The 1,103-nt window shown below is 65.1% G+C and carries 1 protein-coding gene; it reads right to left on the bottom strand.

Annotated features, from left to right (window positions below; translation table 11 throughout):
• The coding region (locus ACZ3IC_RS34195; RefSeq protein WP_467422632.1) for a condensation domain-containing protein at positions 1–1,082 on the bottom strand (1,082 nt) is incomplete at its 3' end.
• Positions 1,083–1,103 lie beyond the last annotated feature (21 nt).

Here is a 1,103-nt window from a genome sequence, read left to right as displayed (position 1 = left end):
GGCACCACACCCCGCAACCGCGCCTCATACGCCCACGTCAGATCACGCACCAACGGCCGCAACGACCAACCATCCGTCGCAATGTGATGACACACCAACGACAACACATGATCCTCAGCCCCCAACTCGAACAACACCGCCCGCAACGGCAACTCGGACGACAGATCAACAGCACACGCCGCCTCCGCCGACAACCGCTCCCCCAACTCCCCCTCCACAACAGACTCCACCCGCCACGGCACCTCCACCTCCGCACCCAACACCACCTGATACGCACCCCCGGCATCCTCCGCGAACACCGTCCGCAAACTCTCATGCCGACCCACCACATCACCCAACGCCAAACGCAACGCCTCACGGTCCAACACCCCGCCCAGCCGCACCGCCATCGGCACGTTGTACGTCGCAGAAGGACCCTCAAGACCATGCAGGAACCACAACCGCTGCTGACCGAACGACAACGGCACCCGCGCCGGACGCACCCCCGCCCTCACCGCAGGACGCCCCACACCCACCCCATCCAGCACACGACTCAACCCCGCCACCGAAGGCGACTCGAACAACTGCCGGATCGAAACCTCAACCCCCAACACCGAACGCACCCGACCCACCAACCGAGTCGCCAACAACGAATGCCCACCCAAATCGAAGAAACCATCATCGATCCCCACCCGCTCCACACCCAGCACATCCGCGAACAGACCACACAGGATCTCCTCACGCGGCGAACGAGGACCACGTGTACCGGCGGCCACGTACTCGGGCGCCGGGAGCTTTCTGCGGTCCGTCTTTCCGTTGGGCATGAGAGGCATTTCGTCGAGCACGACGACGACTGACGGAACCATGAATTCCGGCATTCTCCGTGCAAGGTCGGCCCGCAGTGCCACCGGATCCAGAACCGCGCCCTTCGCCGGCACGACATAGCCGACCAGTCGGCGGTCTCCCGCCGTGTCCTCACGTACGACGGCAACGCTTCGGGACACACCGGTGCACTGGCCCAGCGCGGTCTCGATCTCGCCGAGTTCGATGCGGTAACCCCGGACCTTGACCTGGTCGTCGGCCCGCCCCACGAACTCCAGCACACCCTCCGCACGCCACCGCAC

This window comes from Streptomyces sp. NPDC002958, assembly GCF_055563255.1.
The sequence above is the reverse complement of the archived record's forward strand: the minus strand, read 5'-3'. Positions and strand labels throughout refer to the sequence as shown.